The 12,275-nt window shown below is 33.9% G+C and carries 17 protein-coding genes; 9 read left to right on the top strand and 8 right to left on the bottom strand.

The window, feature by feature from the left end:
- Positions 1–219: 219 nt before the first annotated feature.
- A complete protein-coding gene (locus tag FA045_RS00085; protein ID WP_136873178.1) occupies positions 220–930 on the top strand; it encodes an SAM-dependent methyltransferase in 711 nt (236 codons plus the stop codon).
- 277 nt (positions 931–1,207) lie between these two features.
- Here the strand turns inward: FA045_RS00085 and nadD are convergent, their stop codons facing one another.
- From nadD to FA045_RS00110, 5 genes are all read right to left on the bottom strand, one after another.
- Positions 1,208–1,780, bottom strand: a complete 573-nt coding sequence (gene nadD / locus FA045_RS00090; protein WP_136874368.1) for a nicotinate (nicotinamide) nucleotide adenylyltransferase — start codon at positions 1,778–1,780, stop codon at positions 1,208–1,210.
- Between the two features lie 68 nt (positions 1,781–1,848).
- A complete protein-coding gene (locus FA045_RS00095) occupies positions 1,849–2,217 on the bottom strand; it encodes a four helix bundle protein (protein ID WP_136873180.1) in 369 nt (122 codons plus the stop codon).
- A 60-nt stretch (positions 2,218–2,277) separates the two neighbouring features.
- Complete coding sequence (gene gmk / locus FA045_RS00100; protein ID WP_136873182.1) at positions 2,278–2,853, bottom strand: guanylate kinase; 576 nt, start codon at positions 2,851–2,853, stop codon at positions 2,278–2,280.
- Positions 2,854–2,907: 54 nt separating this feature from the next.
- The gene (locus FA045_RS00105) at positions 2,908–3,774 is read right to left on the bottom strand and encodes a YicC/YloC family endoribonuclease (RefSeq protein WP_136873185.1); all 867 of its coding nucleotides are present in this window, start codon (positions 3,772–3,774) and stop codon (positions 2,908–2,910) included.
- Positions 3,775–3,852: 78 nt separating this feature from the next.
- On the bottom strand, positions 3,853–4,590 hold the full coding sequence (locus FA045_RS00110) for a lysophospholipid acyltransferase family protein (protein WP_136873187.1): 738 nt from the start codon (positions 4,588–4,590) through the stop codon (positions 3,853–3,855).
- A 77-nt stretch (positions 4,591–4,667) separates the two neighbouring features.
- On the opposite strand from FA045_RS00110, the gene FA045_RS00115 reads away from it, so the two are divergent.
- A complete protein-coding gene (locus tag FA045_RS00115; RefSeq protein ID WP_136873189.1) occupies positions 4,668–5,375 on the top strand; it encodes a peptidase associated/transthyretin-like domain-containing protein in 708 nt (235 codons plus the stop codon).
- A gap of 53 nt (positions 5,376–5,428) precedes the next feature.
- Here the strand turns inward: FA045_RS00115 and rnc are convergent, their stop codons facing one another.
- The 3 genes from rnc to FA045_RS00130 all read right to left on the bottom strand — a co-directional run bounded on the left by rnc (position 5,429) and on the right by FA045_RS00130 (position 7,754).
- Complete coding sequence (gene rnc / locus FA045_RS00120; protein ID WP_136873191.1) at positions 5,429–6,157, bottom strand: ribonuclease III; 729 nt, start codon at positions 6,155–6,157, stop codon at positions 5,429–5,431.
- Positions 6,158–6,234: 77 nt separating this feature from the next.
- A complete protein-coding gene (gene fabF, locus FA045_RS00125; protein ID WP_136873193.1) occupies positions 6,235–7,488 on the bottom strand; it encodes a beta-ketoacyl-ACP synthase II in 1,254 nt (417 codons plus the stop codon).
- Positions 7,489–7,517: 29 nt separating this feature from the next.
- Positions 7,518–7,754 (bottom strand): acyl carrier protein, encoded by a 237-nt coding sequence (locus FA045_RS00130; RefSeq protein WP_031266521.1) that lies wholly within the window; start codon positions 7,752–7,754, stop codon positions 7,518–7,520.
- Positions 7,755–7,911: 157 nt separating this feature from the next.
- Between FA045_RS00130 and FA045_RS00135 the strand changes: the two genes are divergently transcribed.
- The 7 genes from FA045_RS00135 (at position 7,912) to FA045_RS00160 (ending at position 12,212) form a co-directional block, all read left to right on the top strand.
- Complete coding sequence (locus FA045_RS00135) at positions 7,912–8,331, top strand: IPExxxVDY family protein (protein WP_136873195.1); 420 nt, start codon at positions 7,912–7,914, stop codon at positions 8,329–8,331.
- A 140-nt stretch (positions 8,332–8,471) separates the two neighbouring features.
- Positions 8,472–9,902, top strand: coding sequence for a pyruvate kinase (gene pyk / locus FA045_RS00140; protein WP_136873197.1), 1,431 nt, complete (start codon positions 8,472–8,474; stop codon positions 9,900–9,902).
- A gap of 87 nt (positions 9,903–9,989) precedes the next feature.
- Positions 9,990–10,481, top strand: coding sequence for an NfeD family protein (locus tag FA045_RS00145; RefSeq protein ID WP_136873199.1), 492 nt, complete (start codon positions 9,990–9,992; stop codon positions 10,479–10,481).
- A 4-nt stretch (positions 10,482–10,485) separates the two neighbouring features.
- Positions 10,486–11,439 carry an SPFH domain-containing protein gene (locus tag FA045_RS00150; protein WP_136873201.1) on the top strand — a complete coding sequence of 318 codons (954 nt, stop codon included), beginning with the start codon at positions 10,486–10,488 and terminating at the stop codon, positions 11,437–11,439.
- A 126-nt stretch (positions 11,440–11,565) separates the two neighbouring features.
- Positions 11,566–11,730 carry a hypothetical protein gene (locus tag FA045_RS18775; protein ID WP_169304991.1) on the top strand — a complete coding sequence of 55 codons (165 nt, stop codon included), beginning with the start codon at positions 11,566–11,568 and terminating at the stop codon, positions 11,728–11,730.
- Positions 11,731–11,733: 3 nt separating this feature from the next.
- Positions 11,734–11,916, top strand: a complete 183-nt coding sequence (locus FA045_RS00155; RefSeq protein WP_136873203.1) for a hypothetical protein — start codon at positions 11,734–11,736, stop codon at positions 11,914–11,916.
- Between the two features lie 8 nt (positions 11,917–11,924).
- A complete protein-coding gene (locus tag FA045_RS00160; RefSeq protein WP_136873205.1) occupies positions 11,925–12,212 on the top strand; it encodes a hypothetical protein in 288 nt (95 codons plus the stop codon).
- Positions 12,213–12,275: the final 63 nt, after the last annotated feature.

Raw genomic sequence — 12,275 nt, forward strand, 5'->3', positions numbered from 1 at the left:
CCTGTTTTAACGCATTTCTTGACAATTAAGTGTTTTATAATGCTAAATAAACAACTCCGTTAATGTGTAAAAAATAAGTCGGGCAGAACTAAATTTGCTACAATTTACAAAACCCATTAAAACAATTTTGCTATACAACTGTTTGGCAAAACCTTTACTAAATTTTAAAAGCATTACTTATAAGCTTAAAACCTTACTTTTGTAGCTTAATTTATTGCTATGCAAAGAGGCACCTTGTTTTTAATACCCGTACCATTGGCAGAAAATGCCGAAAATAAATCTTACACTCCCTTTTTAATTGACACCATTAATGTAATTAAAACCTACATTGTTGAAAATGAGAAAACAGCTCGTAAGTTTTTAAAGGAGGCTGGGTTAAAAACACCACAAAGTGAATTGTTGATCCATGATTTTGGCAAACATAAGCGTGGAAACTCTTTGGTACCCTACTTTACGCAATTAATGTCTGGTATAGATGTGGGTTTAATGAGTGAGGCCGGTTGCCCTGGCGTTGCAGATCCAGGTGCAGAAATTGTTGCCGAAGCCCACAAACGTGGGATTAAAGTTGTTCCTTTAGTTGGCCCTAATTCGATGATACAAGCTTTAATGGCCTCTGGTTTTAGCGGACAAAGTTTTACTTTTCATGGTTATTTGCCAATTGATAAAACTGATAGGGCAAAAAGGATTAAGGAATTAGAAGCGCTATCTCTAAAAAATAAACAAACACAGTTGTTTATGGAAACACCTTTTAGAAACAACCATTTGTTTGAAGATGTATTAAAAAACTGCAGTGGTAGCACTCAGCTTTGTGTGGCTTGTAATATTAACGGTGAAAATGAATTTATTAAAACCATGACTGTTGGCGCTTGGAAAGGCGAAAGAATTGATCTACACAAAAAGCCAACTGTGTTTTTGATTTATAAAGGGTAATGGGTTGTAATTCTCTGTTGTATTAAGGAAATTTGATTTGGTAAAAGACTTTTAACTCGCTTTGTCATCCAGATCCGCCGCGGCGGAGAAGGATCTCTACAATAAATTTACAAAGGAGATTCCTCGGAATGACAAAGATTATTATTGTAATACTAATTTAAGCGTTGGCGGTGACGCCAACGTTGGAGTTTTCTCATGTTGGCCTCCCGCCAACATTTTAACAATCTTTGCTTAATAACATTGAGCGCTTGCTTGCATCAGCTTGTTACTCGAAGACTTATCGATACATATTTTTCTGCTCAATAAATTCTAACACCGCATCTGGCGTGAAGAATTGAACATTCTTTTTATCTTTTATCGCTTTGCGGATAAATGTTGATGAGATTTCCATTTCTGGTGTATCAGTAAATGTAATTGATGGATGATTTTGCCATTCGCTAACATCTGCACCTGGGCGAGGATAAACGTAAATATGATAATCTTGCAAAAGCAGCTCGTAGTTTTTCCATTTTTTTAGCGATACTAGATTATCCGCTCCCATGATGAGCACAAACTCCTTTTCTGGGTAACGTTCGTGTAGGTACGTAAGCGTATCTATGGTGTATGATGGTTGTGGAAGCTTAAACTCAATATCGCTAACTTTTATTTGAGGTGCATTTTCTGTAGCAAGTTTAGCCATTTCTAAACGATCGTACATGTTAGCTAAGCCGCTTTTAAGCTTTAATGGATTGTGCGGTGAAACCACCAACCAAACTTCTTTTAACCCACTAAAAGTTGCCATATAATTGGCAATAACTAAGTGCCCTATATGAATTGGATTAAAAGAACCGAAAAAGAGGCCTGTTTTCAGTTTTCGGTTTTCAGTTTTCAGTTCTTGTGTCCTAATTAACATTTTTAAAATTTTCAGTTTACAATAAACTATAAAACTCCGTATTTTTCAGGATGATTAATCATGTGGTTAAGTAGCCTTCCAACTTCTTCACTTTGCCCAACCAGCTCATTATATTTATCTAGTGAAATATAAGTACATGATAAAGCAAATTTAAGCCAACCTTTTGTTTCGCTATTTTCCATATCACTATCGGTTAGTTTGCTAATAAAATGAGCTTTATATCTTCGTTTTCTGTAAGCCTCAACCAAGCATATGTTTGTAGACCTTGATGACCGTCTAATTTGATCTGTCAATGAGTACATTTCTTCTTTTGGAAAAAATTTACTCAACTCAAAAATTGACATCGCTAAATCAAATGATTTTTTGTAAACTAGAAGATCGTTGAAATCACCCATAAAAATCAATGTTTTATTAAATATATAGGTTATGAATCCATAACTGAGAACAGAAAATTGTTAACTGCCAACTGAAAGAAATTCTCCAATAATCTTTTCTGCCTCGGCACAAGCAGTTTCTAAATCATAGTTTTTTAGAACAATATCAAACTTATCTGCATATAAAAGTTCCTTCTCTGCCTTTACAAAACGCTCTTGCAATTTTTCTTGGCTATCAGTTCCTCTACCCGTTAAACGTTCTTTTAATACCTCCAACGATGGTGGTTGTACAAAAATAGCCAGAGCATCATCTTCATATTTTCTTTTTAAACGTAATCCACCTTCTACATCAATATCAAAAATTACATGCTTGCCTTCATCCCAAATACGTTGTATTTCTGAACGTAAGGTACCGTAAAAAGTACCTGAATAAACCTCTTCAAATTCTACAAACTCTTGGTGAGCAATCTTATGCAAAAAGTCTTCCTTACTTATAAAATAATAATCGTTTTCATGAGTTTCACTTCCTCTTAATTCGCGGGTAGTAGCCGAAATAGAAAAACTTAAAGAGGGAAATTTCTTTAATAAATGTCTAACAATAGTGGTTTTACCAGCTCCTGATGGTGCAGAAAATATAATGAGTTTGCCTTGCATAATATGTGTTTTGCGTTGGGCGTTCTGCGTTGGGCGCTTATCGCCTAACGCTTATCGCTACAACACATTCAATAACTGTTCTTTAATTTTTTCTAATTCTTCTTTCATTCCCACAACCAACTGCTGTATATGGGCATCATTAGCTTTTGCACCCATGGTATTTATTTCTCTACCAATTTCTTGAGAGATAAAACCTAGTTTTTTACCGTTGGCATCTTTGCTTTTTAAAGTCTCCATAAAATAATCACAGTGACTTTTTAAGCGGGTTTTTTCTTCGGTAATGTCTAATTTATCAATATAATAAATCAGCTCTTGCTCTAAACGGTTTTGATCGTAGTTTACTTTACCAACCGTTTCTTCTAAAAACTGTAACAATCTTGCCTTAACCTGTGGTACCCTTAAAGGTGCAAGTTTGTCTATTTCGGCAAAAAAATCTAAAATGTTCTGGATACGAAGTTCTAAATCGGTTCTTAAAACTTTACCTTCATCTGCCCTAAACTGATTAAAATTACTTAATGCTTTTAAAAAAGTTTCCTGCAAAACATTCCATTCATTCTCATCAGCCTGTTCTTCTGTATAAGTAATAACTTCTGGAAAAGTTAACACAGTTTGTAGTAAGTTAGCTGCATTTGGCGCTCCTAATGAAGCATTGATTTCTTCTAACTGTTTGTAATATTTTGTTAATAGTTTAGTATTTATGGTAGCGCCTTTTTGGGTGTCGTCGCTACGTTCAATGTTTATTGATACATTAACTTTGCCACGCTCAATATCTTTACTACAAACATTGCGCAATAAAAGCTCCTTATCTGAATATGCTCTCGGTAATTTTAAATTTAACTCTAAAAATTTTGAGTTTAGAGATTTGATCTCTACGGCAAACTTAACGTTTTCATAATCAGTAGCCGCCAAGCCAAAGCCTGTCATTGATTTTATCATGTGCAAAGATAGCAAAAAAGGTAGAGGGTTAAAAGGCAAAAGGTTTAAGGCTTAGCATACCCCATATTACGCATGCTTTATCATGGCTTCTTCCATTAAATCGAACACTTTTTGTTTCAGCATTGGTAAATCATCCAATGTTAACCCTTTTACATCCACAGGGGTGATAAAAACAGTTTTAATAATACCTGGGCGTGCTTTTAAAGGATTTATTCTTGGCAATAATGTGCTGTTATTAATCATTACAAAAGGCATTAAAGTGGTCTGCGTTTCAATGGCAATTCTAAAAGCGCCGTCGTAAAATTCACTCAAATGCTGGTTTGTTTTATTCATTGTTCCTTCCGGGAAAATGAGAATCGATTCACCTTTGACTAAATCTTCTTTTAGCGCATTTACCGATTGCGCTCTACTTTCTTTACTACTCCGATCAATTAAAACAACAATTCGTTTGTAAATTAGCCCGAACACGGGGATTTTAGTCATTTCTACTTTACCTAGCGGACTAAAATATTGCGGAATGCTTAAACAAACCGCAATTGCGTCTAAGTAAGATCCGTGATTACCTACGTAAATATGAGGAAGGTTTTGGTTGATGATGTGCTGATTAATGGTTTTTACCCAAAAGAAAGTTGGGATACTAAAGCCAAAAGCCCAACAGCGCAAAAAAAATAAAATGATCTTTTTAGTCGTATGTTGATTAAATACCGCCGAAGCAATTAAAACTAGCGGCAGCACAATAAGCATTAGTCCAATAAAAATTAACGCAGCATATAAAAGATACAATGCGGTTAAAACTTTCCTCATCAATTAACGTTTTTTAACTTAAATCAATAGTAAACAATCCTTAAGTTTACAAAATTAAAATCTAACTCTGTATTGAGATGACTCGATTAACTCTTTTATTCATCTTTTTTGCTTCTATTTTTGTTGCTTCGCCAGTTTTAGCACAAGAATTTATGCTAAACGGAGCTATTTTAGAAAACGGAGCTAAAATTAGATTGGCATTAGCTGAAGTTTACAATACACGAAATAAATACAGTGTAGGCAGTAATGATATGGGCATATTTCAAATTAGAGCAAAAGTTGGAGATACCTTAATTATATCAAAAAGAGGTTTTAGAGATAAAACAGTAGTTATAACAGAAACAAAAGATGTTATTGTAAATTTAACTAGAAGTGAAACTACCTTAAACGAGGTGGTTATTAATGGACAAAGTAAAAAGCAAACCTTAGACGCCATTAGACAAGACTTTAGAAATAAAGGGTCATATTATGCCGGCAAGCCGCCTTTACTTTCCTATTTTTTTACACCATTAACCGCTTTGTACGAATTGATTGGTCGCACGCCTAATAATGCTCGCCGATTTAATAAAATGTATGTTACCGAATTACAAAATAATGAGGTAGACCAGCTTTTTAATAAATCAACCATTAATAAAAATACTGGTTTAGAGGGAAAAGAGCTTGAAAATTTTATGGTTAATTATCGCCCTGATTACGATAAAGCCAAAAACTGGACGGTTTATGATGCCACAAAGTGGATAAAGGATTCGTATAAGGAATACACAGATACGTTGAAGAAAAATTAGTCTGTTTTCAACTTACAGTTCTGAACCCAAAACTGGTAAATATTAATTACTAATTAAATCGCTAGCGACTCACAAGCCTTTTCTGCAGCTAACTTTTCTGCGTTTTTCTTATTGTAGTCTCTGCCTATTCCATGGTTTTCACTATCAACAATAGCATGTACGGTAAAGAGCTTAGCGCTTTCGCCTTCGCCATTTTGCACCATATCAAAAGAAATATCCTTACCATGGCGTTGGCACCATTCTATCAATTTACTTTTGAAATTGGTTTCCGTCATTTCTAAAGTATGGATATCAATGTAAGGTTTTACAATGCGTTTAAGTAGGAAGTTTTTGGTAAAGTTGTAGCCCTTATCGAGATAAATGGCACCAATTAAAGCTTCAAAAGCATCACCCAGCATAGAGTGATGTTTGCTTTGTACGCTAACTGTTTTTTGATCGAATACTATCAACTGATCGAAACCCATTTTGCGAGCTAGTTGATTTAGATTAGCTCTATTTACAATTTTTGAGCGCATTTCTGTTAAAAAGCCTTCTTCCTTGTAAGGATAGCTTTTAAACAACAGCTCTGCAATTACAGATCCTAAAATGGCATCACCTAAAAATTCTAATCTTTCGTTACTGCTTCTACTTCCGTTTTTTAAAACTTTTGCCACAGAGCGATGTCTGAAAGCCATTCTGTACAGCACGACATTACCGGGTACAAAACCCAGTATATTTTTGAGTTTTACAACAAACTCTTTGTGCGGTGATAAATAAAGCTTATATAAATCGAAAAATGGCATTAATTTAATCTACAAAAAATAAGGTATAAAAGTAAATCTAATATACAATCAAATATCAACAAAGATAGTTTTTTAGATTAACCTTCGTATTTTTTGAAAATTACGGATGCATTGTGACCACCGAAACCAAAAGTATTACTTTGAGCAGCACGAATTACGCGTTTTTGAGCTTTATTGAATGTAAAATTCAATTTCGGATCAAATTCAGGATCGTCAGTAAAGTGATTAATTGTTGGTGGAACGATGTCATTTTTAACCGCTAAAATTGTAGCAATAGCTTCAATAGCACCCGCTGCACCCAATAAGTGACCAGTCATCGATTTAGTAGAACTGATATTTAATTTATAAGCATCTTCGCCAAATAAATCTACAATCGCTCTGCTTTCGCTAACATCACCAAGAGGTGTTGAAGTACCGTGAACATTGATATAATCAATATCAGCAGTGGTTAATTTTGCATCACGTAAGGCATTAGCCATAACTAATCTTGCGCCCAAACCTTGAGGGTGTGGTGCTGTAATGTGATTTGCATCAGCACTCATACCTCCACCTACAATTTCTGCATAGATTTTGGCACCACGTGCTTTCGCATGCTCTAATTCTTCTAAAATAATTGTACCTGCACCTTCACCAGCAACAAAGCCTTCGCGGTCTTTATCAAATGGTCTCGAAGCAGTTTTTGGATCATCATTTCTTGTCGAAAGGGCATGCATTGCGTTAAATCCACCAATTCCAGCTTCGTTAATAATGGCTTCAGAACCACCACTAATAATGATGTCAGCTATATCCAAACGAATATAGTTAAAAGCATCAATCATAGCGTTTGTTGCAGATGCACATGCCGAAACAGTAGAAAAGTTTGGACCACGTAAACCATATTTCATTGAAATATGACCTGGAGCAATGTCAATAATTACTTTTGGAATAAAGAAAGGATTAATACGAGGCGTACCATCACCCAAAAAGAAATTTTTCATCTCTTCTTGAAAAGTTTTAAATCCGCCAATGCCTGAGCCCCAAATTACACCAACTCGGTTGGTATCAATTTTTTCCCAATCATAGCCACCATCTTTTACAGCTTCAGCTGTAGAGACAAGGGCATATTGTACAAAAGGGTCTAACTTACGAGCCTCTTTTTTGTCCAAATGATCTTCTGCATTGAAATTTTTAAGCTCACACGCGAATTTTGTCTTGAACTTTTCAGTATCAAAACCGGTAATTGGTCCAGCGCCGCTCACACCATTGATCAATCCTTCCCAAAATTCTTGGGTTGTATTACCAATTGGAGTGAGCGCACCTAAACCTGTAACTACTACTCTTTTTAGTTCCATTTATAAGTATTGTACGTAAAGCGTATTTACTACTTAACGTTTTTTTCTAAATAAGCAACTGCTTGACCTACAGTACCGATAGTTTCAGCCTGATCATCAGGAATTGCAACGTTGAATTCTTTTTCGAATTCCATAATCAATTCTACAGTATCCAAAGAATCTGCACCTAAGTCGTTAGTGAAAGACGCTTCTGGCGTAACTTCGCTTTCATCAACACCTAGTTTTTCTACGATAATAGCCTTAACTCTTGAAGCAATATCAGACATAATTTTATAATTTAATGGTTAAATAATTCTGTGCAAAGAAAAATAAAATTTGAACAAATTCAAATGTTTTTATTTCTCAATCAATTTTAATCTTTTTATTTCAAACTTTATGTAAAATTAGTTTTATAATTTCGTAATTCTAAAAAAATATTTCGATTTGAATAAAACTTACCTAAAACTATCGTTAGACCTTGATTTTGTTTTAATAGCCATAACAGCTGCTGCAAAGGATTATATCCTTTGCCATAAAATAAACAAAGCATTAGAATTTGATTTCGAAAAGACTGATGATCACGAGGTTTACTATAATATTGACGAAGATCCTTTGGCATTTTCTAAGTTTTATTATTTTGTTGAGCAAGGCGAAATTGAATATTATTTAGTAAACAACAGAAATCCAGAAGGGTTTTTAATTCCTGAAATGAATAAGGTAGATTTTTTTATCATAATTCATCAATATATTGATAAAGAAGATCTCAATTTTATTTTAACCAGATTAAACAAACTACCTGATATTCAGGTAGCTGCACAAATAAATCCGCTTAAACTAAAATCGAAAGAGAATTTAGTAATGTAAATTTTATATTGTTAGTGTAGTAAATACACTATATTTGAATCTTATATCAAACTGAAAATAATTTAAACAAAAAGATAAAACAGCGCTGTTTTATATTAATTCGAGCTTTTTGATTTTATCTTCAATAAACAAAATAATAAATGAAACCTTTTCATTCAAGAACTAAAATTGTAGCCACATTAGGCCCTGCATCTGCTAAGCCAGATGTTTTATACAGTATGTTTAACGCTGGATTAGATGTTTGTCGATTAAATTTCTCTCATGGATCACAAGCAGATCATCAAGAAGTTTTAGATACTATTCGCAGCATCAACAAAAAATACAATTACAATGTTGGTATACTAGCAGATTTACAAGGCCCAAAAATTAGAATTGGAACCGTTAAAGATGGTGGTATTCACTTAGTTAACGGAGCAAAAACTGTAATTACTACACAAGAATGTGTGGGTAACGAAGAGCGTATTTACATTACTTACGAAAACTTTCCACAAGATGTGAAAGCAGGAGAAATTATCCTTTTAGATGATGGTAAACTGCAAATGCGTGTAATTGAAACCAATTACAAAGATGAAGTTGTATGTGAAATTGTACATGGTGGTATTTTAACTTCTAGAAAAGGAGTAAACTTACCAAATACTAAAGTTTCTATTCCTTCTTTAACCCCTGAAGATAGAAATAACTTAGAATTTGTTTTAGAAAATGATGTAGAATGGATTGGTTTATCTTTTGTACGTAACGCCGAAGATATTATCGAGTTAAAAGATATCATTAAAGCTAGAGGCAAAACAGCGAGAGTTGTTGCAAAAATTGAAAAACCAGAAGCAATTGCAAATATCGACGAAATTATTGCTGTTTCTGATGCAATTATGGTTGCTCGTGGAGATCTTGGGGTAGAAATGCCGATGGAAGAAGTGCCTTTGTTGCAAAAAATGATTGTTAAAAAATGTAGAGCAGCTTCTAAACCTGTAATTATTGCGACACAAATGCTAGAAAGCATGATCACTACTCCTCGCCCAACACGTGCAGAGGTAAATGATGTAGCTAACTCAGTATTAGATGGCGCTGATGCAGTAATGTTAAGTGGCGAAACTTCAGTTGGCGAATTTCCTTTGATCGTTATCGAAACGATGCAAAAAATCATCAATAACATTGAAGAGAACAATTATTCTTTTCACGTAGAAAAATACTTAAACAAAAGCTCTAAAAGCTTTTTAAGCGATGCTGTTTGCGATTCGGCTTGTTTCTTAGCTAAACAAACTAATGCGGTAGGTATTGTTTCTATGACATCAAGCGGTTATACTGCTTTCGAATTATCTAGTCATAGGCCACAAGCACCAATTTTTATTTTTACAAGTAATAAAACTATTTTAAATACTTTAAGCTTAATTTGGGGTGTTAGAGGGTTTTTCTACGATAAATTTGAAACTACTGATGATACTATTGCTGATGTAAATGATGTGTTGAAAAAGAATAAATTAATTAAAAAAGGTGACATCATTATCAATTCTGCTTCTATTCCATTGCAAGCAAAAGGTAAAACTAATATGATTAAAGTTACCGTTGTAGAATAAGATTATAACTAAAAGTTAATTAAATCTGCCCTTGCGAAAGCTTGGGCATTTTTTGTTTAACCCTGTTGCTTTTAATACGTTTTTATTTTGAAATACAACTATTTAGCCGTATTTTACAACAAATCAAACTCTCTAAATATGGATGAATTTATGAACATTACCGTACTTTGGTTCATTGTAGGATTTATATTTTTTCTACTTGAATTTATTGTACCTGGCTTTATTTTATTCTTTTTTGGCATTGCCGCATGGCTAGTGGCTATACTCACTCTTTTTACGGATATAGGCTTAAATACCCAGCTGATTATTTTTTTAATAACTGCAATTGTTAGTGTAATTCTTTTAAGAAAGGTATTAAAAGACAAACTAGGCATGTACAGAGAAGGTCCGCGTGTGCTCGAAGATGAATATATAGGCAAAATTGCATTAGCAGAAACAGCAATAACACCTCAAGACAATGGCAAGGTAGAATTTAAAGGCGCCAGCTGGGATGCCAAATCTGATGACTACATTGTCCCTGGACAAAAAGTACAAATTATCGAAACCAGAAGTATCTTATTAATTGTAAAACAAATCTAAAACTATGACGTCATCAACAATTATTTTAATCGTATTAATATTATTTGTATTAGTAGCTTTCTTATCTACTTTTAAAGTTGTACCACAGAGATCCGTTTTTATTGTAGAACGATTAGGTAAATATAGCCGTACGCTCGAAGCAGGCTTCCATATTCTTATTCCTTTTATTGATAAAATTGCTTACAAGCAAAACCTAAAAGAACAAGCTATTGATGTAGCCTCACAAATTTGTATTACTAAAGATAACATTGCTGTAGAGGTTGATGGTATTTTGTACTTGCAGGTAATGGATCCTCAAAAAGCTTCTTACGGAATTGATAATTATCGCTTTGCAGTAATACAAATTTCTCAAACCACCATGAGAAGTGTAATTGGCCGTATGGAGCTTGATAAAACCTTTGAAGAGCGTGAAACTGTAAATGGAACCATTGTTAGTGCTGTAGACAAAGCGAGTGAGCCTTGGGGCATAAAAGTATCTCGTTACGAGGTAAAAAATATTTCACCACCACAAAGCATTAGAGATGCGATGGAGAAACAAATGCGTGCCGAAAGAGAAAAAAGAGCGATGATTGCAGAATCTGAGGGTGATAAACAAGCAAAAATTAACCGTGCAGAAGGTGATAAACAAGAAATGATTGCCAGATCTGAAGGTGAAAAACAGCGTAAAATTAACGAGGCGAGTGGTACTGCATCAGAAATTGAAATGGTTGCCATAGCAACATCAAAAGGTATTACAGAAATTGCTAAATCTATAAATGCAGAAGGCGGTATGAATGCGGTTAATTTACGTGTTGCCGAGCAATATTTAAATGAGTTTGGTAAATTGGCTAAAACCAACAATACCATGATAGTACCTGCAGATTTATCTGATATTGCCGGCGTAATTTCTAGTATAACTTCTGTAATGAATAAAACTACTCAAGTATTACCAACTACAATTATACCAGCTAAAAAATAGCTATTTGAAATTCAAAGAGTTGATTAAAGCTATTTATTCAACTCTTAATTTTCCCTAAAAATAACAGATTGTTAATAGCAAACATTTTGCATAAATTTGAGTTAGTTTCGAGATATATATATATCCATGGAAAAAAGTAAAAAATCATTTGATAAAGCTGAATTAGATCTTTTAAAGGAAGGATTAAACCGTAGTTATAAAGAACGCTTTGAAATGGCAACGCTGCTTTATAAAATTCAGAAAACGATGAGCAAGGCAACTATTACTCATAAACCGTTTATAAGCAAATAGTTTGTGGATATATTTGATGAGGAAATTTTAAATTTCTGGAAAGCTCTTGAAGAATTTAATGTTAAATATATTTTAGTCGGGGGTTATGCCATAAACTTACATGGCTATCAACGATTTACAGGAGATTTAGACATTTGGCTTAAGGATGATTTAGAGAAAAGAAAAGCCTTACGCAGCGCTTCATAAAATGCGGAATGGGAAACTATCCAATGATCGATTATATGCAATTTATTCCTGGATGGACTGATTTTCATCTAAATAATGGGCTGAGATTAGACATACTCATCAACATGAAAGGACTTGAAGGTTACACTTTCGATGAATGTTTAGAAATGGCCTCAGTTGCCAATATCGAAGATGCTAATATCCCATTCCTCCACATCAATCAATTAATCCAAAATAAAAAGATTGTAAATAGACCAAAAGACCAACTTGATGTATTAGCACTTGAGCAAATACGAAATTTGAGAGCTAATTCTTAAAGATTAATTACACCCTAATTTTACGATTAAATTACTGAATATAATTCATTCTTGGATCAATGT

Source organism: Pedobacter cryotolerans, assembly GCF_005116475.1.
Lineage (GTDB): Bacteria > Bacteroidota > Bacteroidia > Sphingobacteriales > Sphingobacteriaceae > Pedobacter > Pedobacter cryotolerans.

Coding starts and splice junctions, on each gene's coding strand:
- FA045_RS00130 (WP_031266521.1), bottom strand. CDS start 7,754: ATGTCTGATATTGCTTCAAGAGTTAAGGCTATTATCGTAGAAAAACTA.
- FA045_RS00110 (WP_136873187.1), bottom strand. CDS start 4,590: ATGAGGAAAGTTTTAACCGCATTGTATCTTTTATATGCTGCGTTAATT.
- FA045_RS18775 (WP_169304991.1), top strand. CDS start 11,566: ATGGAAAAAAGTAAAAAATCATTTGATAAAGCTGAATTAGATCTTTTA.
- fabF (WP_136873193.1), bottom strand. CDS start 7,488: ATGGAACTAAAAAGAGTAGTAGTTACAGGTTTAGGTGCGCTCACTCCA.
- FA045_RS00105 (WP_136873185.1), bottom strand. CDS start 3,774: ATGACAGGCTTTGGCTTGGCGGCTACTGATTATGAAAACGTTAAGTTT.
- FA045_RS00085 (WP_136873178.1), top strand. CDS start 220: ATGCAAAGAGGCACCTTGTTTTTAATACCCGTACCATTGGCAGAAAAT.
- FA045_RS00160 (WP_136873205.1), top strand. CDS start 11,925: ATGGGAAACTATCCAATGATCGATTATATGCAATTTATTCCTGGATGG.
- pyk (WP_136873197.1), top strand. CDS start 8,472: ATGAAACCTTTTCATTCAAGAACTAAAATTGTAGCCACATTAGGCCCT.
- rnc (WP_136873191.1), bottom strand. CDS start 6,157: ATGCCATTTTTCGATTTATATAAGCTTTATTTATCACCGCACAAAGAG.
- FA045_RS00095 (WP_136873180.1), bottom strand. CDS start 2,217: ATGGGTGATTTCAACGATCTTCTAGTTTACAAAAAATCATTTGATTTA.
- FA045_RS00115 (WP_136873189.1), top strand. CDS start 4,668: ATGACTCGATTAACTCTTTTATTCATCTTTTTTGCTTCTATTTTTGTT.
- FA045_RS00150 (WP_136873201.1), top strand. CDS start 10,486: ATGACGTCATCAACAATTATTTTAATCGTATTAATATTATTTGTATTA.